The sequence below is a fragment of the Priestia sp. FSL P4-0332 genome (genome assembly GCF_038005845.1).
Taxonomy (GTDB): Bacteria; Bacillota; Bacilli; order Bacillales; family Bacillaceae_H; genus Priestia.
Genome location: NZ_JBBOUA010000001.1, coordinates 1,622,690 through 1,647,448 on the forward strand (window position 1 = coordinate 1,622,690; position 24,759 = coordinate 1,647,448).

Genomic DNA, 24,759 nt, shown 5'->3' on the forward strand with positions numbered 1-24,759 from the left:
TCATGAATCAAAGAGAGCGAATTTCACTTATTAGTGTAGGCGTTATAGGCGGGACAGTAATGGGAGTAATTTATAAAGATCTATCCAACTGTTTAATTACAGGTGTTATTGTTGCTTCAATCATTACGGTAATGCTCAATCAAAAAGCGAAAAGAACAGCTAGATAGTATGAATAAACGTAAGACAGCACCAGCAAGTCACCAACTCAGCTATGGTGCTGCCTCTCGTTTATAAAGTTTATTTTCTAAATGAACATTACGAAGCTGAATATGATTTAAGAGCTTCAAGCATCAGATCCCAAAATCCATCCACATCAAGGGTTAAACCAAACTTCGCATTTGCTTTCCTTCCTGTAACTCCAAGCAAATCAACTGAAGTCGTTCCAGCCGTGTATTCTCCGCGTGTTTCTACCACAATATTAACTTCCTTTAGCGTAAATAGTTCTGGAGCTATGCAATAAGCAACGGTTAATACATCGTGAACAGGAGGACCATCAAAGCCAAACGTTTCTTTATAAGTAGATTTAAAAAATGCTAATAATTCACCCACCTTTTTTGCTACGTTATTATCAATGTTCATCACTTGGTTAATAACATTATCTGTTGCAACGGCTTGATGCGTAATATCTAACCCCATTACTATCAGTGGAATGCCGCTATCAAACACTTTTTTAGCCGCTTCTGGATCTGCCCAAATATTAAACTCAGCTGTTGGCGTCCAGTTCCCGAAGGTTCCGCCGCCCATAAGGATAATCTCTTCAATATTTTCTTTAATTTCTGGAGCTTTTATTAAAGCTAAAGCAATGTTCGTTAATGGACCGGTAGGCAAAAGCGTAACGGGATCTTCTGACTCTTTGACCATTCGTATAATAGTATCTACTCCGTGTTCTTCGCTCCAGCTGCGAGAGAGAGCCGGGAACTCAGGGCCGTCTAATCCTGAATCACCGTGTATACTAGGCGCGTTTTCACGTCTGCGCATCATTGGTTCGCTTGCTCCTTTTGAAACACTCACGTTATGTAACGATACTAAATCACACACCTTCAAAGCATTCAGCGTCGTTTTTTCTATTTCTGCGTTTCCTGAAACAGTTGTAATCCCTAAAATATCTAATCCTGGTTGTGCAACAGCTAAAATAATTGCAATGGCATCATCATGACCTGGGTCACAGTCCATAATAATCTTTCTTTTTTTCATTATTGTCACCTCTATAGAATGGATAAATTAATGTTATTTTTGCAGGGAATTTACTCTATCTAAAATAGCTTCTGTAAAATCCGACGTAGAGGCATGTCCGCCTAAATCTTTTGTTTTCACTTCATCTTGGAGCGTTTGATAAAGAGCGCAGTCTACTGTAGCAGCCACTTCTGGAAGTTTGTGATCCGTATGTTTTTCAGCCAGCCATCTCAGTAGCATAATCCCCGAAGAAATAATACCGGTTGGGTTTGCTATGTTCAAACCTGCGATATCTGGCGCAGAACCATGAGCTGCTTGTGCCATAGCCATATGTTCATTTGCATTAAGAGAAGGGGCTAATTCTAAGCTCCCTACAAGCTCGCCGGCTAAATCTGAAAGAATATCACCGTATATGTTTTCGGTTACAATGACATCAAAATCGGCTGCACGGCGTACTAGATGAGCAGCCATAGCATCAATATGATAGTCGTCCACTTTTACTTCAGGATATTGCTCAGCTACTTCTCGACAAACGTTTAGAAATAGTCCGGTACTTAATCTTAAAACATTTGCTTTATGTACGATTGTTACTTTTTTACGACGCTGCATAGCCAATGCAAAAGCTTCATGCGCAATTCTTTCTACGGCTTTTCGCGTAAATACGCCCGATGTCACCACAACGTCTTTTGTGATTTGCCATTCCCCGTGTCCAGAAAACATATTACGATCGGCACAAAATCCTTCTGTATTTTGCCGGCCAATACCCCTATACGATAAACAGTCATTGATTTGAACACCCTTTCATTATGCGCAATGCTTTTATAAATAGATTGAAGTTTTATAGTATTAATCTACTTAAAGGAAAGACAATAATAAAATCGTATTTTTTATGTTTATAGATTAAATTCTTTTATCTTTCTTTTTGCTGCTTTTTTTAAAAAGAACTAGCTAATGCTTCGTGCTCCAGATTTTCTATTAAACAGCTTCTTAATTGGTGATATTAAATTTAAAAAAACACCCAATTACCACCTAAAACATGATTTAATTATATCATAATTCAGAAAATTAAACGGTTATCCGTTGGCACGAAAATTGCTTGTACTGTATATGAGGAATACAAAAGAAAGGAGCAATATGTAGTTGCAGATAAGGAAGCTGCTTTTAAAGAACGAGAAGTCTGTTTAAAGTTATTATTTCACAATGAAGGGGAGAAGAAGAATGAGTGAACCGCAAAAAGAAATGAGTTCATTAAATCAGGTAAGGAAAAAAGAGAGGAAAATAAACGTTTTTGCTTTATTGTTAGGCTTTCTTGTGATTGCTACTATTTTAACGTATATCTTGCCAGCCGGAGAATACGCACGTGTAGAAGTAGACGGACGAACAACGGTAGATCCTCAGTCGTTTAAATGGATTGATTCTACGCCAGTTGGATTCTTTGATATGGTCAAAGCGATACATACAGGAATGGTAGAAGGAGCCGACATTATCTTTTTTGTATTAATTATTGGCGGTTTCTTTGGTGTACTAAGTGCTACGGGTACAGTAGATGTATTAATTACAACGATGGCTAAAAAGCTTGCTACCCGAGAAAAGTTATTAATTCCTGTTATGATGCTATTTTTTGCGGTAGGAGGATCTTTAATGGGAATGGCGGAAGAAACGCTAGCCTATATTCCTCTTTTAATTCCGCTGGCACTTGCTCTTGGGTTCGACGCATTAACGGGAACTGCCATTGTTTTAATTGGAGCATCAGCTGGTTTTACTACGGCCGTTATGAATCCGTTTACAGTGGGTGTTGCACAAGGAGTAGCAGAGCTTCCTATGTTTTCTGGAATGGGCTTTCGCCTTATCTTATTCGTAGTTGTTTACGCTGTTTCAGTATGGTTTGTCTACCGATATGCAATGAAAGTTAAAAAAAGTCCTTCGATTGGAACATACGGAAAATACAGCATAACTAATGCAAATAAACTCTTAAACTCAGATGCAAAGTTAACTAGAAAGCATAAATGGATTATGGCAGCATTTCTTGTTAACTATGTAATTCTTGCTTTTGGGGTTATTAAGTATAAGTGGTACATTACCGAAATTGCCTCTCTGTTTGTCATTTTGACTATTGTGATTGGGGTTATTGGGAGACTGTCTGTTGAAAATACAGTTAAGTCGTTTACAAACGGGGCAGCAGCATTAGTTGGAGGAGCGCTAGTTATCGGAGTTTCTCGTGCTGTTCTTGTTGTTTTGAATGAAGGTCATATTGTAGATCCTATGCTTCATCAAGTATCTGGAGCCATTCAACATATTCCGGGATATTTAAGCGTCATTGGAATCTACAACTTCCAAGCGCTGATTCACCTTATTTTAGCATCTGGAACAGGTCATGCGATGCTGACAATGCCAATCATGACACCGCTTGCAGATTTGCTTGATATTACAAGACAAACAGCAGTATTATCTTTTTCTTTTGCAGACGGCATCGGAAACATTATTTTCCCGACGGCTGGAACATTAATGGCTGGCTTAGCGATTGCGGGAATTTCATGGACAAAGTGGGCAAAATGGGTGCTGCCGTTAGTCCTTATTCAATATGTGATTGGTCTAATAGCCGTTGTGATTGCTTATTTTATCAATTACGGACCATTTTAAGCATTAAAATTATATAGAAAAATATTATTCGCAAGTCGAGCTTACTAGTAGGAGGAATAGAAGTTGTTAACCTTAATCAAAAACGCAGAAGTATATGCACCACAGCCTTTAGGAAAAAAAGACGTATTACTTGCAGACAGCAAAATCATCCTTATAAAAGATTATATTGAGCATTTAAATACGTCCATTCCTATTGATGTTGTAGACGCCGCTAATCACATTATAGCTCCAGGCTTCATTGACTCACATGTTCATATTATTGGTGGAGGAGGAGAAGGTGGATATAAAACACGCACTCCTGAACTAATGTTAACCGATGCAACGACTGCCGGTGTTACAACTATTGTAGGTGTACTTGGAACAGACGGTACAACAAGAAGAATGGAAAATCTTCTGGCCAAAGCAAGAGGATTAGAAGAAGAAGGGATTAGCTGTTTCATTCACACAGGTTCCTATCAAATACCGGTAAAAACGTTAACCAGCAGCATCGAGGAAGATCTTATTTTAATTGATAAAATTATTGGAGTAGGTGAAATTGCGATCTCTGACCACCGTTCCTCTGAACCGACATTTGAAGAACTGGTAAAGGTGGCTTCCGCTGCCCGCAATGGAGGGATTTTATCAGGAAAAGCTGGAATATTAGAAGTTCACGTAGGAGATGGAGAACGAAAATTATCTTTATTAAATCAAATTGCAGATAAAACAGACCTGCCAATTCGTCAATTTCATCCTACACACATTAATCGAAATGAAGAGCTGTTTAAAGAAGGAATTCAATTTGCAAAACGAGGCGGATATGTAGATTTGACGACTAGCACCATTCCCCATTTTTTAGAAGAAGGGGAAGTGAAGTGCAGCAAAGGGTTACGCATCATGCTTGAAGAAGAAGTTCCGATCTCAAGTATTACGTTTTCATCCGATGGAAACGCGAGCCTGCCGTTTTTTGATGATAACGGAGATTATAAAGGTCTTCAAGTTGGAAAAGTGTCTTCTTTATTTCAAGAAGTACGAGATGCAGTATTAGAGGAATCAGTACCTTTAGAAACAGCTCTTCAAGTTATTACCTCTAACCCTGCTAAAGTATTAAAATTGTACAATAAAGGGCATATTCAACCTGGAAAAGATGCAGATTTAGTCCTTTTAGATAAAGAGACGCTAACGATTAAAACAGTTTTTGCTCAAGGTAAGATGATGCTAAAAGATGGTGTTCCTCTTGTGAAAGGAACGTTTGAATAACAGATTTTAGGATCTAAGCAGCGAAGCATCATTTAACGAACGTATTGTGGAAAGGATATGAGCTAATTAGAAAGAGCTATTGAAATTTGCGTGAAAAGGGGCATTCCAATGAAAAAGAAACTTGTTTCATGTCTGATCAGCTTTACATTACTTTCTTCTTTGAGTACACCGCTGCTTGCAAAAGCACAAGACAATACTCAGGACATTAAAGGCAACCTTGTTATTGCAGGCGGAGGTGTAGGAACATCTAATCACGACATATATGAAAAATTCCTCTCGCTTGCTGGAGGAAAAGAAAAAGCCAAAATAGGGATTATTCCAGCTGCTAGCACAACGCTGCAGTCTTCTGAAAAGTTTAAGAAAGATCTCGTGAAATACGGAGTAAACTCAGATTCTATTCAGATACTTCCCGTTTCAAATCACGATTTTTCTGACACACAAAGGGATGAATCAACTTGGAAGAGCCAAGTAAACGATAAGAAGTTATCCGGTACAATTAAAGGACTAACGGCAGTTTGGTTTGTTGGAGGAGACCAAACAAAAATTGTAGATTCCCTTCGGCAAAATAATGGAAGCGATTCCGAAGCGTTAAAAGCTATTTGGGATATTTATCGTAAAGGAGCAGTAATTGGAGGTACAAGTGCAGGAGCTGCAATTATGAGTGACGTCATGATTACGGGGGGAGACAGTCTAGGAGCTTTAAAAGAAAGTATAGGAAACAAGGCAAATAAGCATGTAAATGAAGGGGAAGACGGTAAAAAAGAGTACGAGCCTTTATCAGTTCAAAAGGGGCTGGGTTTTTTCCAACATGGCATAATCGATCAGCATATGGATGAACGAGCACGACTTGGGCGACTTGCAGTAGCTGCGTATAATTCTGAACGCGACAAAGAACAAAACTTTGCATACGGTGTGGACGAAGATACGGCTATGGTCGTTAATAATAAAGATCAAAAAATTGAAGTCGTTGGACGAAGCGGAGTAGCTGTATTAGACATGAGCAAGGCTAAGCTAAAATCAGCTTCGAGCTTTGTATCTAAGCAAAAAGCGCGTTCAGGTTTAGAGAACATAAAAGTTAGTTACTTATCTCCTGGAGATAAAATTAACTATCATTTAAAGTCATTTGAATTTCCAAAAGATAAAGTAGAAACGAAGGGATTTGAATATTATTCCTTTAACGCACTGCCTGCTACGGGTGTTTTTACGCCATATGGAAGATTAAAGGCTTATTTATCCTATTCTCTTGTTGACAATGAATCGATGAAATCTGCCAACAGCTATGTTTATGACAGTCAAGGGTGGGGATATGAAATTGCTTTTCGAAAGAATAGTGATACAAACGGCTACTGGAGATATACTGACGGACAAAAAGATGATTATTCCATCGTAAATGTAGGAATGGATATTACGCCCAAAACCGTTAAATTCCAGCCGGATAAAGAAACTAGTTTAACTTATAAAAAATCTACCTTTTCTCCATCTGAAAGTCCTGTATACGATTCGATTAAAGGTAATCTCTTAATTGCAGGAGGAGCACTTGGCAGCAGCAATTCAAGCGTGTATAACAAGTTTATTAATCTTGCAGGAGGAAAACAGGCCAAAATAGGAATTGTGCCTGCAGCGAGTACTAAGTTTGATTCCTCTAGTCATTTTAAAGAAGATTTAATTAAGTACGGAATGAAGGCAGAAAATATAGAAGTTTTACCTATTTCAAACCATGACTTTAAAGGAACTTCTGAAAATGAGTCGAATTGGAAAGCAAATATGAATAGTGATAAACTAGCGCAAAAAGTTAAAGGGCTAACAGGCATTTGGTTTGTAGGAGGAGATCAAACCTTGATTACGGGCTCGCTGCGTAATGAAAATGGTTCGGACTCAAAAGTTTTACAAGCCATATGGCATACGTACAAAAATGGAGCAGTACTTGGCGGTACGAGCGCCGGCGCGGCGATTATGAGTAATACTATGCTCGCAGGCGGAGATAGCTACGGAGCGCTTTCATACGGATTTACAGACACATACGATGATATGACTCAGCAAGAAGGCGGGCCTGCTTATTTGGAAAAAGGTCTTGGCTTTTTCCAATACGGTCTTGTAGATCAGCATTTTGACAACAAAGCAAGACTCGGACGTCTTATTGCAACAGCATATGAAAAAGGAAATAAAAATCAGCTTTCTTACGGAATTGATGAAGATACTGCTATGGTAGTAAATAATAAAGAAAAACAAATAGAAGTTGTGGGAAGAGGCGGCATTACGCTAGTTGACTTAGCGAAGGTACAGGCAAATGACAAATTTCCGAGTGATTACAAAAATATTCTTATCTCTTGTATTACGCCAGGCGACAAAGTAAATATGACAACAAAAGAGATCGTAATAAACCCAGCTAAAACATCTACTAGAAAAAATGAATACTACAGTGAAAAGATTGGGCCGAACACGGGTCTTTTCTCTCCGCACGGTGTATTAAGAAAATTTTTGGCTTACGATCTTATTGATAATGCCCAGAGTAAAGAAATAAAGAGCTATGCGTTTAACCAAAACAAAGGTTTTGAGCTTACCTTCCGAAAAAGCGCTGAAAGCAATGGTTATTGGGCTTATACAGACGGTCAAAAAGACGATTATTCCATTGTGAAAGTTACGTTAGATATCAAACCAATAAAAGTAGCTATTAAATAAAAAGAAAACAGAAAGTAATTAAATGCATGTAGAGCTTTGACATAGCGTGCCTCCATCTATTGAAGTGGAGGTTCTTTTTTCTACTTGTTTTATTTGTAATAGGGACAAACGTCCGCTAGATGAAATGCGCAGCAAAGTATAAAATGATAGGTATATATTCCATAAACTAATCTCTGAAGGCAAGTCAAGTTAAAGGCCTGTAGAAAGGTGTCCATACAATGAAAAAGAAATTAGTTTTAATAACAGGAAGCAAGCAAACTAGAATCATTTTACATAATCAATTAAAAGAGTTGTTAGGAGATTACATTTCTATTGAATGCTTTGCGATTGATGAAGAATTACCCGGAAAAATTGATGGCGATGTTGTCCTTTATTCATCGGAGAGTATAAAGCACGAAATGAAGGACAGATTAGACGTTCAGCATGCACATGAAATTGTAGGAAATAGAACGATTCACCATAAACATATAAATGAATTGCTGAAAATCCCTGCCCATACAAAGGTGTTAATTGTAAACGATGATGATAAAGAAACTCTTAAGTTAATAGAGTCTCTCTATCAAGTAGGGATTAATCATGTTCAGTTTATTCCTTTTAAAAAGCAAAAGACCTATTACGAAGGGGTTGAAATTGCTGTTTCTCCAGGTGAGGTTCACTTGTGCCCGCCATATGTAAAACATGTAATTGATATAGGCGTTAGGCTTTTTGACATGGCTACCATTTTTGAACTTATAAAATCATTTGGTTTTAATCAGTCTAATCATTCAATTATTTGGGATCGCTATTTGCGAAACATCATTGTGCTGCAAAAAAAACTAATAGAAGCAGAGGGGCAAATGAAAGAACTTCACCTGCATGTAAAAAGTGTTGTAAATGTAGTTGAAGATGGTATTCTTGCCGTGGATTTCAATAAAAGAATTACGTTATTTAATAAAAGGTTAGAATCATTGTTTCAGCTATCTTCTTCTGATGTTGTAGATCATGAAATTCAAAATGTAATTTTCGACGAAGGCCTTGTGGAGTTTATTACTTTGTCGGACGAGAAAAGTCAGTACTTTAACATAAACGGATACGAAATGGTTATCTATAAGTCAATGATTCACGAAAGCAATACTACTGTAGCAACGTTTAAAAGTGTTAATCAAGCTGTTGAAATAGAAGGGAAAGCGCAGTCAGAACTTAGAAAAAACGGTTTTTCTGCTAAGTATAACTATCAAGATATTATAGGAGAACACCCAGCTTTGCTTAAAACGATTGGAATTTCCCGAAAAATGGCGGTTACTGAGTATCCTATTTTAATTCAAGGAGAAACCGGTACAGGGAAAGAGCTGTTTGCTCAGGCTATCCACAATTATTCTACACGTAAAAATGGACCGTTTCTTGCCGTTAACTGCAGTGCCATGACTGATACGCTGCTAGAAAGCGAGCTGTTTGGGTACGAAGAAGCCAGCTTTACAGGAGCGCAAAAAGGCGGTAAAAAAGGGCTGTTCGAGAGCGCTGATAAAGGCACGATCTTTCTAGATGAAATTGGTGATATCAGTCCGCGTTTGCAGACCCAGCTTTTAAGAGTGCTTCAAGAAAAAGAAATTAGGCGGGTAGGAGGCACAAGAGTAATTCCTATCAATGTAAGGATAATAGCAGCCACTCACAACAATTTAATACATAAAATGAAAGAAGGTGTGTTTCGAGAAGATTTATACTATCGTTTACATGTATTATCTTTAACCATTCCTCCTTTAAGATATAGAAGAACCGATATTCCTTTACTCATTCATCATTTTATTTCTAAATCGAAAACGTGGACGCATATCCATCCAGAAGCGATGAAGCTGCTTATCGAATATGAATGGTTAGGAAATATAAGAGAATTAAAAGGAGTCATTGAGTATTTGCTTACCGTCTGTGATGAAAACGAAGTGAAAGCAAAAGACGTAGAATATAGGCTTAGTAGTCAAAAAGAGGATCATTCTTTGTATGAAATTGAAAATGAATCGTTGGACTTGATTGAACTTCAAGAAAATCATGCTCTGTTAGAAACGATAAAACAGTGTAATGATACAGGAAAAGCAGCAAGCAGAAAGTGGATTACACAGCATTTAAAAGGCTTTATTCTTACAGAACAGCAGGTGAGAAATCGTTTAGATGTACTAGAAGAAAAAGAGTATATTATAAAGCGCAGAGGCAGAGCAGGAACAAAAATAACAGAAAAAGGACTGCATTATCTATATCATTTAAAAACAAAACAGCACTTGATTCATCCTTGATATACAGGGGAAAGGGAAACTTAACTAATTAAGCTTCCCTTTTTTTATAAAATAATGTAGTCATAAACTCGGCGTTTACGTTTAAAGTATAAGCTAATCCTCCAGAACCTGTCCAAGTGGAAAGATTAAAAGTGCTGCCATTAAATAGTTTATAGATAGAAATATTATTAAACGTCAGAGGCTGACCGCTTATACAAGTAGTAGGCACCTTATTTGTTTTACCCAGATAAACAGCAGCATTTGTAGAGCCTGGCTGTGTTGCTACTTTAGCTGAACCATCTTTTTCTACCAACAGTGCTGACTGTTCATTAACAGCAATTCCTTTTGCGCTTGTTCCAGTTTCTTCTCCGTCTTGGATATTACGTGCAAGAAATGTTAAAAAGCGCCCCATTCTATCTTGTTGTTCAAAGTGAGTGTCTGTTTGACTGTTGTTATTATGCGGTGTTTGAATCAAATAATCTGTAAAAGAAATAAGAGAACTATACGGGTTGTTTAGCGCTGTTTCGAATCTAAAGTTGTAGAGCCTGCTGAGATAGAATAATAAATGTGATCACCTTGAATCATGGTGCCGGCACTCGTTCCTCCAAAAGGAATGCCCTGCGTAATACGGTTATTTAATGCTGTAAGAGCCGGGGAGCCTTCTAAGAAATCTACGTAATCAGCTTGATTGCCTCCAGCAAAAAAAAATACCTTCTGCTTTGTTAATTTTATCAATCAAAGAAGAGTCTGAGCCTGCTCTTATTAAATCATCAACGACAATTGTGCTAACAGAGTTAAGGGGCTTATCTATACTTTTTGCTAGGTCATAGATATATGAATTATAGGCGTCAGTACCCGTCGCTCTTATAACCAAAAAATCTCCGCCGTTTGCCTTTTGAATCATCCATTTGAACGCTTCATCTACATCGGTGCTTCCTCCCATATAGACTTGTCCAAAGCTTGTACTAGTCGCTTTGTCTGCGGTACTTCCGACTTGATAAAACGTGTAAGGTGCAGAAGCAGCGGAAGTGGAGATTGGAAGTAAAAGAGATGCCGCGAGAACAGCACAAGTAATGACCTGCTTTTTAATGTTTTTTTACGTTCAGCTTTTTTCATAAAGTTCTCCTCCTTTAATAGGAGTTCATAGATAAACATGCAAGTTTTATACCAACTTATTGAACACCGGCAAAACAGTGAAAGAAGAATTTTTTTTAAAGCTCTATGTGTAATATAGGTTATTTATGAGTCATTATTAAGGTTTTTTACACCCGAAAAATGGCGAGAACGACTCTAACTCGGATGCCTAATAGTGAAAATAAAATTGCAAAAGGTATACAAGATTACATCCCTCATTGAAAAATAACGTTTAAAAACTTAAAATTATGATAGAAAGGAAAAACAAGGATAAAAAGAAGATCTGGCCGCAATAGCGCCTTATTTATCAAACAGACCTTCATTCTATCAATATCTTCATCTCTTAAACGTTTTATACCAGCATTTCTACGCAGAAAAAATTATACATGAGAGGATCTGTCAAAATGAACAAACAGGAAAGTAGTTACAGATGGGTTGTTTTTGGAACCGCTTTATTAGCATATTATTTGATTGTCAGTCAACGAACAGCCCCTGGACTTATTACAGAACAGTTAATGAAAGATTTTCACGTTTCAGCATCTGTGATAGGGTTAATGACTAGTATACAATTTTTAGCATATGCAGGCCTTCAGATTCCTATTGGTTTACTTTCTGACCGATACGGTCCCAATCGATTTTTGATTATAGGGTCGCTTTTAACTGGAATAGGAAGTCTTATCTACAGCACGGCTCCTAACGAATATGTGTTAATTTTCTCTCGTTTACTAGTCGGTACGGGAGACTCAATGATTTTTGTCAATTTAGTGTTAATTTTAAGTCAGTGGTTTAAGGGAAATGAGTTTGTAAAGCTATTAGGTTTAATTGGGCTGGTAGGAAGTGTAGGTTCATTATCAGCTACCGTGCCTTTGTCTATGTGGATTTCATTTTCAGGCTGGAGAGTTCCTTTTCTTAGCATAGGTCTAGTTTTAATGGCGGTATCCTACCTGCTTTATGTCGTTTTAGTGATAAAACCTAAACGATTATTTCAAGAGGATGCTAAAGCAAATAAATCCTCTGTTAAGACTCCGGAAAGCGTATGGGGGATCCTAAGGAGAGTGATGACGACTCGCCAAGCCTGGGCAACATTTCTTTGTCATTTTGGCGTAGTCGGTACATATATCGGTTTTATTGGTTCTTGGGGAGTTCCTTATGGAATGAATGTGTTCCATTTATCCCGCGCTGATGCAAGTCAGCTTATTATGTATGGTCTGTTTGGCGCTATGATTGGTGGCCCTTTAATCAGCTGGATAACAAGCAGGTTAAATTCCATTAAAAAAATCTATTCACTTATTCACCTTATTGTGGTGCTTAGCTGGACTGGATTATTACTATCCGGCGTGAAACCTTCATTCATGCTAGTCGTTATTTTGCTTTTTATCATCGGCTTTGGAAACGGCGCAAGCGCTTTGACATTTGCCATAGTACGTCAATCCTTCTCCGTAAAAGAAGTAGGGGTTGTATCAGGCTTTGCCAATATGGGAGGCTTTTTAAGCGCCGTATTATTACCTAGTATTTTCGGAAATGTTCTGGATTTATTTCCCGAACGCTCGCTGCACATCGGGTATCATTATGCTTTTATGATTCCCATTTTGTTTTCAATGATGGGGTTGTTAGGTGTCTTACTAATTAAAGAAAAAGGAAAAAAGGAGCAGAGCGTGCTGAATGCTTCTTAATTCACAATGACTGTCTCATTTACAGTGCAGAAAAATTCGTATCTTTATTATAAGGTTCATTTTTATACTTTCAAGCAGGCAGAAGATAATCGCTTTTATAAGTGGTTATCTTTTTTAGTCTATCCCATTTTTTAGAGTCATATAGAGCTATACTTCTAAAAAGAATAGTATAACTGAGCATTCTACTCCAAATAGATTTTACTCATATCAGTAATACAAAAATTTTTATAAGACAGCACGCTATTAGAATTTACTACTTAAATAAAGAGCCACATCGCGAATTGCTTTATCAGTTTCACTTTCTATTAACTCTCTGTCCTTTGTATACGAATAAACAGTATCACCGTGAAGAAGGAGATCTGATAAATTTAATAAGCCGACAGCGCGCTTGTTGAATTTATGAGCAATGGCTAAAGTGGTAGCTGTTTCCATATCCACCCCGAGAAAATCTGCAAGCGACCATTCTTTTACCATGTCATGCGTCTCGATCCGCATGGCACCCATACTGACCACATGTCCTTTTATATAGCTGTAGCCTTTTTGTTCACAATACCTACAGGCGGCTTCCACTAACTCTTTGTTAGCTTCTACAAGCGTTTGTTCTGGTAAATACCAGTGTGATACGCCATCTTGCATTTTTGCTGCAGATACAATTAAAATATCGCCATATTGTATAGTAGAAGATAAACTTCCAAAATATCCCGTTTGAATAAATAAGTCGGTTCCGCTGCCAGCAAATTGATGTACAATGTTTGACGCCATCGGACTGCCGTATACATTCGCAAATCCTATATTTCTGTTATTGAACTTACCTATTACCGTGTTCCATTTAGGCGTATGAATATCAGTAGATAAGATCTCTTTCCATAAATTTATATTATCTTGGAATTCCCACTCACCATGAATAATAAATGCATTAGGCAGCTCTTTTTCTGATAGCTTTAATACGTTTAGCCAATCTTTTTTTTCAAAATCGCCATATAGTTTCATATCGTTCTCCTTATTCTTTTCATTTAGACTAGTTGGAGAAGAATTCTTCATTACTAGCTTTTATTCCTTTAATTTTTAAAACGAACAACACAAAATAAATGACGGTTCTGATTTGGAAATGAAGTTATGTGTGCTTTTTTTCTTGTTTTTGACAAATATTTATGACTAAAAAAGGAATTCACCAATAATAAAAGAAATTCCTTACTAACGCTTATTTAAATTAGATAAAGCTGTGAGAAAAGCTCCGTTTAGTTAATGAATGAATAAGAGGAGGGAAGGTACAGGTGTCAAATTATTTTCCCATAATTAAAACAAAAAGGCTTATCCTAAGGGAAATTGTAGCAGAAGACGCAGGCAATATTTTAAAATACCTATCCGATAAAGAAGTAATGAAACACTACGGTCTAGAGCCTTTTACAACGGTTGAGGATGCTTCAAATGAGATTGCGTGGTATAAATCGATCTTAAACGAAAAATCTGGAATAAGATGGGGTATTACTCTTAAAGAACAAGACGACATTATTGGCAGCTGCGGGTTTCTTAATAGAGTTCATAACCATTGCCGTGCAGAAATTGGATATGAGCTAAGCAAAGATTACTGGGGGAATGGGATTGCTAATGCTGCTTCACAAAAATTAATAAAAAAGAATGGCTTTATAAAAGAAGGTCTATTAAGAAGCTATGAATTTACGTGTGGAAAATTTGATGATTTGTACATGTATTCTTTATTAAAACAAGATGTCGACAGGCTTCAACCACATGAAGGGAATATCTAGACATCGTTATTAAGAATACGTATAGCATAATGACAGATAAGGGGAAAATGTATGGCCCATTTTAATGTTGATATTGTTCACTATCATCCTCAATTTGCTGAGCAAACGGTAAAAATGTGGAGAGATAGTAAAGAAAAAGCTATTGAACAAAAGGAAATGCACAGTTTTGACCGTCATGTCTATTTTTTAAATCATATATTGTCAGCACACTATAAAATTGAATTAGCGTTAATGGATGAACAAATAGTAGGAATGATTGCTTATCATGCTGACGAAATTAGCCAACTGTACGTTCATGTAGATTATCAAGGAGGAGGAATCGGACAGCGTTTACTCGAAAGAGCCAAGACAGAATCAAATGGAAAATTAATATTAAGTACATTTGAACGAAATAAAAATGCCCAGAGGTTTTACGAGAAACACGGCTTCAGTATTATAAAAAGAGGATGTGAAAACGAAGAGAAACTACCCGATATTACATATGAATGGACAAACAAATGAAGCATACGTAATTTTAATAAAGGAGCGCTTAGTGTGAATACGTTAGCACATGAAACATAACAACGCTGTCTATATGTCCGTGGTCCGCCTTTTACTAGTTTAGGATAGATGATTAATGCTAGCTATAAAAAGGAGGAGTTTAATATGATAACGGACAAACATTTTTTAAACGCTGTAAACAATACAAATGTTGATTTTACTGGATGGGATTTTTCTATTATTACTCGTACTGGTCGTATGGATAGCGACATGCTTTCGTGGTCATACGGAAGTGAAGCTTTTCGTCTTATTCAAGACTCTAATGCCGCTTTAGATATGGGAACGAACAGGAGGAGGAGAATTTTTATCGTTGTTACAGCCTTTTCCTCACGTTATGTATGCTACAGAAGGATATAAACCTAACGTTCCAATCGCTAAAAAACGTTTAGAACCGCTTGGTGTCAAAGATGTTGAACGAACTGAAGACGAAAATTTACCGTTTAAAGATGATACATTTGATTTGATTTTGAACCAGCACGAATCTTTTTGTGCTTCGGAAGTACACCGAATTTTATCAACCCAAGGCACGTTCTTCACTCAGCAAGTAGGCGGGTTAGACTGTTCACGAATCAATGAATGTATAGGGGCTCCAATAAATAAAGAGTTTTCCAAATGGAATTTAAAGAAAGCAATAGAAGAGCTTAAACAAAGTGCTTTTAACATCGTCTTTTACAAAGAAGAGTTTCCTGTGCAGAGATTTTATGATATTGGGGCGCTAGTTTTTTATCTAAAAGCAATTCCTTGGCAAGTTCCTAATTTTGATATAGAAACACATATTGGCGGATTGTATAATATCCATCAAATTATACAGTCTCAAGGTTTTTTCGACGTAAAACAGCATCGTTTTATTATTAAAGCAGAGGCAAAAAAATAGGGTGATCACACACAGGAGGCGGATCTCTAACTGGAGGTCCGCTTTTTGTGTATCAATAATTATTGTACATAAAAATCATGATATAGACAGAATTAGTTATGTAATGGAACGTTTATGATCTTTAATATGATTTTTTGATGTATGAGATGTTGGTAATATGAAATTTACTGCTTTTTGAGTAATAGGCATAAAGAAATTAAGCAGCATACCGCCTAAAAACACGGTTAATAACGTTCCAACACCAATCGGTCCGTTTAAAAGCATTGCAGCTAGTAAGAATGTGAGGTAAATAAATGTTCTTGAAAGAAATAAATTTGTTTTAGTTAGTTTTTGTATGATTAAAGTTAAGCGGTCAATTGGAATGGGTGCAAAATTTGTATGTAAATAGGCTGAGGTTCCCACACCTATAATGATTAAGCCAATTCCAAAACAACATAATTTGCTGTACCACATTTCAAAGGGAGCCCAATTCTGTAATAAAAAAAGCCATAAATCAATACCAAGACCCGTTATGAATGCTGTTAACAGTCCCAGTACTTCCGGCTTTTGTTTGCTTAAAAGGGCATTACCACAAATTAAAACACAGGCAAGTATAATTTCCCAGCTTCCAACGCTAAGACCTACGTTTAGGGATAGTCCAACTAAAAGCGCATCAAAAGGTGAAGCTCCTAGGTTGGATTGGATCGTCAAAGCAATTCCCAGAGTTAATAGTAAAATTCCTCCTACATAAACAGCATATTTCACTGTAATCAGCCCCTTTACTCATTTTTTTGTTGCAAATGCAACTATTTTGAGGTACATTAAATTTATATTATTTTTATTGTATTTGCAACAAAAATATGTACAAAGGAGATATTTATGAGTGAAATTCTGCGTGAAATTGGAATGATAGCAAGAGCATTGGATTCGATTAGTAATATAGAATTTAAAGAGTATGACCTGACTAAGGGGCAGTATTTGTATTTAGTGCGAATATGTGAAAATCCCGGAATCATTCAAGAAAAGTTAGCTGAGATGATAAAAGTAGATCGAACAACAGCGGCTCGGGCTATAAAAAAGCTTGAAATGAATGGTTTTATTGAGAAGAAAGACGATCTCCACAATAAAAAAAATAAAAACCTTTTTCCCACTGAAAAAGGGAAGAACGTATATCCGTTTATAAAAAGAGAAAATGATTATTCGGATAAAGTGGCATTAGAAGGTTTTACCCAGGAAGAAGCAGATACCATTCTTAAGCTGGTTCAAAGAGTAAGAAAAAATATAGAAACAGATTGGGAGTATGTCAAAAAAGGAAACAAGAGAAATTATTGATGATATAAAGGAGAGGCGCATGTCAGTGATGATGGATATAAAAAAATGTACTCTTGAAGATGTAAATCACCTTCAAAATATTAGCTGCAAAACATTTAATGAAACGTTTAAAGATCAAAATTCACCTGAAAACATGAAAGCTTATTTAGAAAAAGCATTTACAGTCGAACAGTTAGAAAAAGAACTATCAAATACGTCCTCGCAATTCTTTTTTATGTATGTTAATCATGAAATTGCAGGTTATTTAAAGGTTAATACGGATGATGCTCAATCTGAAGAGATGGGGGAAGAAGCGCTTGAAATTGAAAGAATTTATATAGGTAACAGCTTTCAAAAACGAGGGCTTGGTAAACATTTATTTAATAAAGCAGTAGAGATAGCAACGACACTTAATAAAAAGAAAATTTGGTTAGGCGTGTGGGAAAAAAATAAAAATGCGATTGCTTTTTACAAGAAACAGGGATTTGTTCAAACTGGATCTCACTCGTTTTATATGGGAGACGAAGAACAAATAGACTTTATTATGGTTAAAACACTTTTATAGTTTTTTAAAAGATAAATAAAGTATGATAAGGATTATTCACTAATTTAACTGGTAGGGGATAATCCTTATTGCATACAGAGGTTTTATGAATTTTTTCAAAGCAGATGCTTTTAGGGTAAGCAGTAAGCAAACTAATATGGCTGCTGTGCCAGCACATAGGAGAATGAAATTAATGTCACATGCTTACCAAAACATTGGCTTTTTTTCATTTTGGAAATTACATTTTTACTTTAATTCTATTTGAAATAACACATGTTAATTAGATACATATCGAATTAGAAAGCTTAAAAAATGAACGTTTTTACGTCCATTTTAAAAGATAACGGGCCACATCTCTTTCGGATTTAACTCGTATTCTCCATTTTGCCTATACATAAAATGCTGCATAATTAACTCCCTGCGAATCGTCGCATAATCTTCATGATATTTTTTAATATGTTCATTTAATTCTTTTTCTTGATACGTTTTTCCGTGCTGTAAATCACGTATTAAATAGGCTAATATCACGTTCTTTTTCTTTCTTTGACTTGGAATGATTTTTAAAGTACCGTCACTATTTATAAAGTTTTTAACAATAGATAATTTGTCTTTATCCTGTAAATGGTTTTCTTGATTTTCCATCGAATCCTCTCCAATACTCAAAATAGCCTTCGAGTTATATTCAAGTCTTTCAAGGTCTAGATAAAAATAAATAATATTCCCTTGTCTTCTTTGATAAATAATTCCTACATTTCTTAGTTTTGAAATGTGATGAGTAATAGTTGAAGGCTGTAACCCCAGCTTATAAGCAATTGCTTGCCCGTGAAGAGGCCCTTTTTTTAATAGTGAAACAATTCTAATCCTAGTAGGATCACCAACGGCTTTATGATAATTCACCAACTTATCTAATTGCATAGGTTACTACCTTCTTCCTTTAATTCGATATACATCTAATTAGATATTAATCGAATTAGATGTATATGTCAAAAAAATGAAAATATTTAAAGTGAAGAATTGTCACACTGTATATAAAAAATCTGCCCTGTATAATCTTTAAACTATAAAAAAGCACCTATTTCTTCGTATAATTTAACCATTATTTTTACCTGTTCTTTTTACTATTAAGAAAAAGTTACCATGTTTTCATCAAATAATACCGGAGAACATATTCAAAGAGATAAATGAATTATTAAAGATACATGTATGTAAATAATAAATGAAAAAGGAATGAGTAAATCATGACAGGAAATTCAAAAATTTTAATGGTTGTTACAAATGGACATACAATGGAAAACGGAGAGCTTGCTGGTATTTGGCTTACGGAATTTTCTGAAGCATATTTAGAATTTAAAAAAGAAGGATACGAAGTAGTCGTAGCAAGTCCAAAAGGCGGAACATCGCCTGTGGATCCTAACAGCTTAACAGATGATGTAACGGACGAAGACAAAGAAGCAGGAAAGCTTTTAGAGAATACAAAATCATTAGCTGATATAAGTTCACAAGAATTTGCAGGTATGTTTGTACCTGGAGGGCACGGAACAATGTTTGACTTTCCAGACGATACGCACTTACATCGTTTGCTAACAGAATTTGCTGAAGACGACAAGCTAATTGCAGCGGTATGCCACGGACCGGCAGCTCTTGTAGGCGGAAAGCTTAAAAACGGTGAGCCGATTGTAAAAGGAAAACGTATTACATCGTTTACTGATTCAGAAGAGAAAGATACAACGTTAGATAAATACATGCCGTTTCTTCTTGAAACAAAGCTTCGTGAGCTAGGCGCTGAGTTTATTGCAAAAGATAATTGGAGCGATCATATTGAAGTAGATGGAAAGCTTTTAACAGGACAAAATCCACAGTCTACAATCAGCCTCGCAAAAGAATTTGTACGTGCTTTAAACGCGTAAAAGTATGTATAACCTTAATGGGGATGTCTCATGAGTGTTTGAGACATCCCCATTTCTTTAGGGTGAAATAAAATGAGAATTAAGGAAAACAAAAAGGGCGGCTATCTAAATAGCTGCCCTTTTATTTATTAGAAGATTTATTTCTGAAAATGTATGTAGTAATTCCTGTCACAATGATAACAGCCACAATACAAATGATCAGACGAACAATCTGTGTCACAAAGATATTATCTGCAATACTCATGTGTTTCGTTAGAATTAACGTTCCATAAGCAGCTAGAACAGATAAAAACATATTGACGATTCGTTGAGCCATGTTGTCGTTACTCCTTTCGCTTCACTACTTTACACTTTAACATATGTGCTCACTGTAAAAAATATCGAATTACAAGTATGTCAGAAAATCAGCACTACAGGAAAAGAATCTACTTGTAAGGAAGTAGCTGATATTATATTAGTTATGGCGACTAAACGCAGTTCAGAGAAGGAAATGAGATTCCTTTAGTCGAATTTAACATGCTTATATTCTTTTTTTAGATAGGTGGGAAAAGCTTGTTTGATAAATTGAAAAAGCTATTTATGGATAAACAGGATCAGGAAGCAGATGACAAATACATTTTAGTCCCTGAGAGTGAAATAAATGAGACTTTAAAAAGAGATATAGTGAAGTTGGAAGAAGTAGGAGAGGCATACTGCAAAAGTCTTCAGCACAAATATAGAAGTAAATTTGAACGTGATGGTAAGCAGAACTTAAAAATATGGGTGTGCCGAGATATTGATGGCGACCAACTGCCAAATCTAAGTTCGAAGCAGTGTTTAGAAAAAGAATATCGTTCCCAGATTGCAATAAACTTTGATGGATTTACAGATGAAGAAGATGCATACGTTTATTACATCGAGTTGTGGTATTACTTTGGTGGGTATTTTAAAGGGTCAGGCACTTTGTATGATTTGTCAAAAAATTATTTAGACGCTGATATTGAAGAGAAGATAGAAGAAATACTGAAACAACTATAACCTTTTAGCATAGAGATTATGTGTTAGTACACAGGGGGAAATAAGATGAGGGGATGACCAGCGCTGGAAATAGAAAGTGAAAAAGTTTATAAAACGAAAAAAAAACCTAACGGAACATTTATAGCGCGAATTATTCAAGTGCCTAAGGAAGAAAATATGTTAGATTTTATGCTGGAAATCAAACACTTAAGGAAAAAGGAACTTTCTTATAGAAATCTATTAGTAACGACTGAAAACTGGTATGATTCTTTTCGTCTTGCTAGAGGAGATCTGAAATGGGTATCTTTGCATACAGTAGCGGTGTGGGACCGGTTAGGACATAAATTAGTTGAGGTAGCGGCTCCAACCGGTAAGGAAAATTATCGTATTTCTAATGAACACTGTTCAGCTTACCGAGAAGAGTAATAATGACGATATAGTAAGGAGAAAACGAATGAAAAAGCATTGCTGCGATTATATGAATTATCATGCGAACTTTACGTGTGATATTCATAGTGATCCGTTTGATTGTCCAGATAATCTTATCTTATTTGATAAAACAAATAAGGAATACGGTTTAATTATCCATGATGGTGGTTCATCCATTATTGGAATTTCATTTTGTCCATGGTGTGGTGCAAAGCTATGAATTAAGAAATGAAGAGGTATCTTTTGCTTAAGAGATCCTCTTCACTCTTGGAATAGGGGGATAAAATCACGAACATAAATCAAAACAGTTTTACTATTGTATTGAATAAGCCTGAGAAAACCTTAGCAAGTAGCCATCTGGGTCTTGAACTATAAATTCTTTCTGAGTAAAGCCACTATAGTTATTTATCATAGTGTCTCTAAAAAGTGAAATATTATGGTTCTTTAAGTTTTGTAAAATAACCTCTATATTTTCTACTTCAATTTGAAAATTAATCCCTCGGCCATATGGGTATTCAAGTTCAGCAGTTTCCCAATGACCATTACATTGCTCAATCATCATTTGTGCTCCGTTTAGTGAAATAAATGCAAATTGGTCCTCTGTACGTTCATAGTTAAGTTTAAATCCAAGTATCTCTAAATAAAACTTTTTTGATTTGTGAATATCTTTTACTGATAGTTCTGGTATTAACTTATTAAATTTCATGTAATTGCTCCTTTATTTACAGGGTTGCTGTTTGTTTTAATAATGCCGTATAGATATAAGCTGTATACGCCTTCTTCTTTGTTATGTAGAAGTAAAGCCAGAATTTCTTTTACGTTGACAAAAGGTGTATACGATATTCATAGTAGTTTAAAGCCATAGTATTATAGATATAAAATACCGAAGTGGGGGATTAGGCTTGATCTTACGTTATCTAGCTATGTTATCAGGATTGGGAATAGCTTTATTAAACCTTTTTGCTCCTATACAACAAGGGATTACGCGCTGGTTAATGGTTATCTGTGGCTTGTTAATTTTTATTAGCCATTTAAAATTCATCGTAGATAAGAAGTCAAAAAGAATAGATAATCAAAATAAGACCTACTGATAAGATTTTTTTTTGATTTAGTCCTGTTGATAAACGGTGTTATGTAAACGAAAAAATTTTTGAATATGTAGAGAAATAAAAGAGAGAATTATATGTTATAATAATCATAAATATCCAAATAAAGGAATTATTTATTATGATCAATCGTAAGTTTAATTTTCTATTTATAATCTATCCTATCGTTTTCTTTGTAGTTCGTACTGTTTTTTCGATTATGAAAAATAGCGCTGGGGAATCTGTTTATGAGACGTTGGCGATACTTGCCATGTATTACTTTGCAGTAAGTGTTTTCTATTCGATTGACTTATATATGCAAAAGAAAAATAGTTAATAAATTAGAAAGTGCTGAGAGCCAGAGTAAAAACAAACGATATAAAGGAGTCTAACAGTGCGCATTAAGAATTATTTTGTGTTTATTTTTCTACTCGTTTTACTATTAGTAGCTAGCTGTGATCCATCTTCTACACCTAAAGAAAAATACTATTCAAGCACCAAAAGCACAAACCTTCAATCAGAAAACGTTAAGTCAGTATCAATAGGAAGTTCTAAATATGACATAGCAATTGGTTTGAAGAAGAAACCAAAATTTATAGAGGTTACAGAACAACCTCCGTATACTACCTACATTTACGGAAAAAGTAAAGAAAAGTATGACGCTGAATTTAAAATTGCAGATAATAAAGTCAGCAGATATTATTTGCTTAGTGACAAGTATGCTACAGAGAAGGGAATACATACTGGTGACAGCAAACAAGATGTCAGTAAGGTATACGGAGAAAATTATTACGAAAGAGAAGATACCGGAGCCACAATAATAGGTTATTTTGATAAAAACCATAAACTCAATATTGAGTTTTCTTTAGATGATAAGGATAAAGTTGGCGGCATTTTGGTTCAAAAAATAAATAATTAAGATGAGTAATAATCATTTATTTGCAAAATGAAATATATTGACTAGTAAATTTCAAATAATAGTAATAGAGGAGAATATACTGATGCTTGGGGAATCATTTACACTATTAAGGCCTATTTATTACCTGATCGCAGCTTTTTCAGTATGCAATTTTGTGTATATAACTTTCTTGAAAAATAAGGTCAAAGCAAGTAATTACGTAATCTTAAATTCTTTTTTCTTTCTAATAATTGCAGCAGCCTTATTGTTTCAAGAAGGCATCATTGTAGATGAATTTAATCGTTCAGGAGATTCTGTAACCTTCTATTTAACGATATTGTTAGGGATTTTATTTATAGTTAGTTTCATTTTTCAACAGAATAAGACGAGGGGTAAGAATTGAAAAAAATACGTATAATCATTTACGCTGCAGTAGCAGGGTGCTTAATTATCGCTTTTACCATATGGCAATTATTTTTTAACCCTCGGCATTTACCTTCGGGTGATTATATCTCGCAGAGTACTTCCCCAAATGGAAAGTACACAGTGAAAATATATCAGTCAAACGGAGGGGCGACGACGGACTTTGCTATAAGAGGAGAAGTTACATACAATAACAAAACCTTTAATAAAACTAAAAATATTTATTGGAATTATCCTCAGGAAAAAGCCTCGGTAAAGTGGATCAACCAAGATACGGTCAACATTAGTGGCCATGTATTAAATGTAAAAAAAGACACGTTTGATTTTAGATCTGAGAATGAATAGAAAATTGTAAATAACCGAAAAAACATAAAAGTCTTTTTGAAGAGCTTTTATGTTTTTTATTATTGATAGTAAAGATTCTGTCAGAGCCAATGAATGTATTAGTTTAATAAACCCTAAAAAGGATCTTCCATTGAAAATTCTTTTTTACTTTTATTTATTTAACATGTCGTAGGTTAAATAAAAGCTTATATCATACACAAGAATAGAATCACAATGGCCTTTAAGTCTTAATCCTTTAATTAACATTTAAACCATAATATGTTATAATATTCTAAAAATGGTGGTGTGACAATGAGCGAAGGTAAAGAAACACCTGAAAGAAGAAGAGAGAGATTAAAACACGAAGAGGTAAAAAGAAATCCAACTGGGAATATGAACGATGCATTTAATAGAAATGAAGCTGGAAACTTATCTGGTTTAGCAGGCAGCTTAGGTTGGAAGGGCCTAGGAATACTTATTACTGTAATGATTATAGGTTTTATCGTGGCGTCACTATTTTTAAAATAATATCAGGTTTATAAATTAAGAGTACTGGAGGCGCTATTTTGAAAAATTATGCAGTGTTTATTGGTAGTTTTATAGTGTTACTGTTTGCTTTTCAAATTGTTTCTGGGCTATTTCTTACACTTACATATGTACCTGAGACTTCACAGCATTTGAGTAGCTCAACGGTCAGTATTTTTTCTTTTAATTATCCATTTTTAAGTTCTATTATAGCAGCGACTTTTTCATTTATTATTTCAAAGAAAGTATTTAAAGTTAAAAAGAGCACCTATAAATGATTAGGTGCTTTTTTGTGCTGAGAACATTCATTATGGTTTTTAACAACTGCAGGTTTTCCTTTTTATGGTATTATATATAAATACATATTTAATACTGCCGAA

27 protein-coding genes and 2 pseudogenes are annotated in these 24,759 nt (G+C 35.4%); 19 read left to right on the top strand and 10 right to left on the bottom strand.

Annotated elements, in window-relative coordinates:
* Window positions 1-2 precede the first annotated feature (2 nt).
* Window positions 3-167 carry a hypothetical protein gene (locus tag MKY06_RS08185; protein WP_170959567.1) on the top strand — a complete coding sequence of 55 codons (165 nt, stop codon included), beginning with the start codon at window positions 3-5 and terminating at the stop codon, window positions 165-167.
* An 88-nt stretch (window positions 168-255) separates the two neighbouring features.
* Here the strand turns inward: MKY06_RS08185 and MKY06_RS08190 are convergent, their stop codons facing one another.
* Both MKY06_RS08190 and MKY06_RS08195 read right to left on the bottom strand, forming a co-directional pair.
* Window positions 256-1,194: a nucleoside hydrolase gene (locus MKY06_RS08190; RefSeq protein ID WP_025601398.1), complete on the bottom strand. Its 939-nt coding sequence runs from the start codon at window positions 1,192-1,194 to the stop codon at window positions 256-258.
* A 33-nt stretch (window positions 1,195-1,227) separates the two neighbouring features.
* Window positions 1,228-1,935: pseudogene (locus MKY06_RS08195) on the bottom strand (isocitrate/isopropylmalate family dehydrogenase); the annotation flags it as partial.
* 456 nt (window positions 1,936-2,391) lie between these two features.
* On the opposite strand from MKY06_RS08195, the gene MKY06_RS08200 reads away from it, so the two are divergent.
* The 4 genes from MKY06_RS08200 to MKY06_RS08215 all read left to right on the top strand — a co-directional run bounded on the left by MKY06_RS08200 (window position 2,392) and on the right by MKY06_RS08215 (window position 9,992).
* A complete protein-coding gene (locus tag MKY06_RS08200; protein WP_016763618.1) occupies window positions 2,392-3,813 on the top strand; it encodes a YfcC family protein in 1,422 nt (473 codons plus the stop codon).
* Between the two features lie 63 nt (window positions 3,814-3,876).
* The gene (gene iadA / locus MKY06_RS08205; protein WP_013056329.1) at window positions 3,877-5,049 is read left to right on the top strand and encodes a beta-aspartyl-peptidase; all 1,173 of its coding nucleotides are present in this window, start codon (window positions 3,877-3,879) and stop codon (window positions 5,047-5,049) included.
* Window positions 5,050-5,157: 108 nt separating this feature from the next.
* Window positions 5,158-7,728, top strand: a complete 2,571-nt coding sequence (locus MKY06_RS08210; protein ID WP_025601402.1) for a cyanophycinase — start codon at window positions 5,158-5,160, stop codon at window positions 7,726-7,728.
* Window positions 7,729-7,946: 218 nt separating this feature from the next.
* Complete coding sequence (locus tag MKY06_RS08215; RefSeq protein ID WP_029324278.1) at window positions 7,947-9,992, top strand: sigma 54-interacting transcriptional regulator; 2,046 nt, start codon at window positions 7,947-7,949, stop codon at window positions 9,990-9,992.
* A 28-nt stretch (window positions 9,993-10,020) separates the two neighbouring features.
* Here MKY06_RS08215 and MKY06_RS08220 read toward each other — a convergent pair whose 3' ends face one another.
* The 3 genes from MKY06_RS08220 to MKY06_RS08230 form a co-directional block, all read right to left on the bottom strand.
* Window positions 10,021-10,446: a hypothetical protein gene (locus tag MKY06_RS08220; RefSeq protein WP_225519245.1), complete on the bottom strand. Its 426-nt coding sequence runs from the start codon at window positions 10,444-10,446 to the stop codon at window positions 10,021-10,023.
* Between the two features lie 38 nt (window positions 10,447-10,484).
* Window positions 10,485-10,706, bottom strand: a complete 222-nt coding sequence (locus tag MKY06_RS08225; protein ID WP_223268923.1) for a Type 1 glutamine amidotransferase-like domain-containing protein — start codon at window positions 10,704-10,706, stop codon at window positions 10,485-10,487.
* A 186-nt stretch (window positions 10,707-10,892) separates the two neighbouring features.
* Window positions 10,893-11,087, bottom strand: coding sequence for a hypothetical protein (locus MKY06_RS08230; RefSeq protein ID WP_223268922.1), 195 nt, complete (start codon window positions 11,085-11,087; stop codon window positions 10,893-10,895).
* Between the two features lie 422 nt (window positions 11,088-11,509).
* Here MKY06_RS08230 and MKY06_RS08235 point away from each other — a divergent pair, with 422 nt between their 5' ends.
* Window positions 11,510-12,778 (top strand): MFS transporter, encoded by a 1,269-nt coding sequence (locus MKY06_RS08235; protein WP_098287221.1) that lies wholly within the window; start codon window positions 11,510-11,512, stop codon window positions 12,776-12,778.
* Window positions 12,779-13,021: 243 nt separating this feature from the next.
* On the opposite strand, the gene MKY06_RS08240 is transcribed toward MKY06_RS08235, so the two are convergent.
* Window positions 13,022-13,768, bottom strand: coding sequence for a phosphorylase family protein (locus MKY06_RS08240; RefSeq protein WP_289913104.1), 747 nt, complete (start codon window positions 13,766-13,768; stop codon window positions 13,022-13,024).
* A 284-nt stretch (window positions 13,769-14,052) separates the two neighbouring features.
* Here MKY06_RS08240 and MKY06_RS08245 point away from each other — a divergent pair, with 284 nt between their 5' ends.
* The 3 genes and pseudogenes from MKY06_RS08245 to MKY06_RS08255 all read left to right on the top strand — a co-directional run bounded on the left by MKY06_RS08245 (window position 14,053) and on the right by MKY06_RS08255 (window position 15,958).
* The gene (locus MKY06_RS08245) at window positions 14,053-14,544 is read left to right on the top strand and encodes a GNAT family N-acetyltransferase (protein ID WP_098287219.1); all 492 of its coding nucleotides are present in this window, start codon (window positions 14,053-14,055) and stop codon (window positions 14,542-14,544) included.
* Window positions 14,545-14,595: 51 nt separating this feature from the next.
* Entirely contained in the window at window positions 14,596-15,045 is a 450-nt protein-coding gene (locus MKY06_RS08250; protein ID WP_029324286.1) for a GNAT family N-acetyltransferase, read from the top strand.
* A gap of 144 nt (window positions 15,046-15,189) precedes the next feature.
* Window positions 15,190-15,958, top strand: a pseudogene (locus MKY06_RS08255) (methyltransferase domain-containing protein).
* 96 nt (window positions 15,959-16,054) lie between these two features.
* Here the strand turns inward: MKY06_RS08255 and MKY06_RS08260 are convergent.
* On the bottom strand, window positions 16,055-16,702 hold the full coding sequence (locus MKY06_RS08260; protein WP_116299052.1) for a YczE/YyaS/YitT family protein: 648 nt from the start codon (window positions 16,700-16,702) through the stop codon (window positions 16,055-16,057).
* Window positions 16,703-16,816: 114 nt separating this feature from the next.
* Between MKY06_RS08260 and MKY06_RS08265 the strand changes: the two genes are divergently transcribed.
* Both MKY06_RS08265 and MKY06_RS08270 read left to right on the top strand, forming a co-directional pair.
* The gene (locus MKY06_RS08265) at window positions 16,817-17,269 is read left to right on the top strand and encodes a MarR family winged helix-turn-helix transcriptional regulator (RefSeq protein WP_029324290.1); all 453 of its coding nucleotides are present in this window, start codon (window positions 16,817-16,819) and stop codon (window positions 17,267-17,269) included.
* A gap of 19 nt (window positions 17,270-17,288) precedes the next feature.
* Window positions 17,289-17,813 carry a GNAT family N-acetyltransferase gene (locus tag MKY06_RS08270; RefSeq protein WP_140457067.1) on the top strand — a complete coding sequence of 175 codons (525 nt, stop codon included), beginning with the start codon at window positions 17,289-17,291 and terminating at the stop codon, window positions 17,811-17,813.
* 312 nt (window positions 17,814-18,125) lie between these two features.
* Here the strand turns inward: MKY06_RS08270 and MKY06_RS08275 are convergent, their stop codons facing one another.
* Window positions 18,126-18,707 (bottom strand): DUF2087 domain-containing protein, encoded by a 582-nt coding sequence (locus MKY06_RS08275; protein ID WP_025601882.1) that lies wholly within the window; start codon window positions 18,705-18,707, stop codon window positions 18,126-18,128.
* Between the two features lie 323 nt (window positions 18,708-19,030).
* Between MKY06_RS08275 and MKY06_RS08280 the strand changes: the two genes are divergently transcribed.
* Complete coding sequence (locus MKY06_RS08280; RefSeq protein ID WP_025601779.1) at window positions 19,031-19,699, top strand: type 1 glutamine amidotransferase domain-containing protein; 669 nt, start codon at window positions 19,031-19,033, stop codon at window positions 19,697-19,699.
* Between the two features lie 121 nt (window positions 19,700-19,820).
* Here the strand turns inward: MKY06_RS08280 and MKY06_RS08285 are convergent, their stop codons facing one another.
* A complete protein-coding gene (locus tag MKY06_RS08285; protein ID WP_013056341.1) occupies window positions 19,821-20,015 on the bottom strand; it encodes a hypothetical protein in 195 nt (64 codons plus the stop codon).
* A gap of 236 nt (window positions 20,016-20,251) precedes the next feature.
* Between MKY06_RS08285 and MKY06_RS08290 the strand changes: the two genes are divergently transcribed.
* From MKY06_RS08290 to MKY06_RS08300, 3 genes are all read left to right on the top strand, one after another.
* The gene (locus MKY06_RS08290) at window positions 20,252-20,716 is read left to right on the top strand and encodes a hypothetical protein (protein WP_340960553.1); all 465 of its coding nucleotides are present in this window, start codon (window positions 20,252-20,254) and stop codon (window positions 20,714-20,716) included.
* Between the two features lie 63 nt (window positions 20,717-20,779).
* Complete coding sequence (locus MKY06_RS08295; protein ID WP_289920573.1) at window positions 20,780-21,121, top strand: hypothetical protein; 342 nt, start codon at window positions 20,780-20,782, stop codon at window positions 21,119-21,121.
* Window positions 21,122-21,149: 28 nt separating this feature from the next.
* Window positions 21,150-21,344 (top strand): DUF6980 family protein, encoded by a 195-nt coding sequence (locus tag MKY06_RS08300; RefSeq protein WP_025601776.1) that lies wholly within the window; start codon window positions 21,150-21,152, stop codon window positions 21,342-21,344.
* A 93-nt stretch (window positions 21,345-21,437) separates the two neighbouring features.
* On the opposite strand, the gene MKY06_RS08305 is transcribed toward MKY06_RS08300, so the two are convergent.
* Entirely contained in the window at window positions 21,438-21,830 is a 393-nt protein-coding gene (locus MKY06_RS08305) for a bleomycin resistance protein (protein ID WP_025601775.1), read from the bottom strand.
* A gap of 773 nt (window positions 21,831-22,603) precedes the next feature.
* Between MKY06_RS08305 and MKY06_RS08310 the strand changes: the two genes are divergently transcribed.
* The 4 genes from MKY06_RS08310 to MKY06_RS08325 all read left to right on the top strand — a co-directional run bounded on the left by MKY06_RS08310 (window position 22,604) and on the right by MKY06_RS08325 (window position 24,657).
* Complete coding sequence (locus MKY06_RS08310; RefSeq protein WP_172738375.1) at window positions 22,604-23,128, top strand: hypothetical protein; 525 nt, start codon at window positions 22,604-22,606, stop codon at window positions 23,126-23,128.
* Between the two features lie 378 nt (window positions 23,129-23,506).
* Entirely contained in the window at window positions 23,507-23,875 is a 369-nt protein-coding gene (locus MKY06_RS08315) for a DUF5412 family protein (RefSeq protein WP_140456717.1), read from the top strand.
* 291 nt (window positions 23,876-24,166) lie between these two features.
* Window positions 24,167-24,382 carry a DUF6366 family protein gene (locus tag MKY06_RS08320; RefSeq protein ID WP_098325678.1) on the top strand — a complete coding sequence of 72 codons (216 nt, stop codon included), beginning with the start codon at window positions 24,167-24,169 and terminating at the stop codon, window positions 24,380-24,382.
* 38 nt (window positions 24,383-24,420) lie between these two features.
* Complete coding sequence (locus tag MKY06_RS08325; RefSeq protein ID WP_016763641.1) at window positions 24,421-24,657, top strand: hypothetical protein; 237 nt, start codon at window positions 24,421-24,423, stop codon at window positions 24,655-24,657.
* Window positions 24,658-24,759: the final 102 nt, after the last annotated feature.